The organism is Citrobacter sp. TBCS-14 (assembly GCF_005280805.1).
GTDB classification, from domain to species: domain Bacteria; phylum Pseudomonadota; class Gammaproteobacteria; order Enterobacterales; family Enterobacteriaceae; genus Citrobacter; species Citrobacter gillenii.
The window spans coordinates 727-1,001 of sequence record NZ_SZWM01000649.1 but is presented as its reverse complement, the minus strand read 5'-3'; the positions used below and the strand labels follow the sequence as shown (position 1 = coordinate 1,001).

Genomic DNA, 275 nt, shown 5'->3' with positions numbered 1-275 from the left:
AGAGGGCAACGATTTAGATATCACCGGTAACCTGACCCTGAACGGCGTCACCAAACCGGTAATACTGGATGCAAAGTTGATGGGTCAAGGGGGCGATCCATGGGGTGGCACACGCGCCGGTTTTGAAGCTCAAGGGAAAATAAAGCTGAAGGATTTCAACATTACCACCGATCTCGGTCCCGCTTCGCAGGAAGTCGAATTAATTATCTCGGTGGAAGGCGTACAGCAGAAATAACATCCTATTGATGCCGGATGAGGCTTTTGCCGCCATCCGG

The 275-nt window shown here is 51.3% G+C and carries 1 protein-coding gene; it reads left to right on the top strand.

What is annotated here, in order from left to right:
• Positions 1 to 235, top strand: a 235-nt coding sequence (locus tag FDX22_RS20450) for a YceI family protein (RefSeq protein ID WP_186805389.1), incomplete at its 5' end; no start/stop codon positions are given.
• Positions 236 to 275 lie beyond the last annotated feature (40 nt).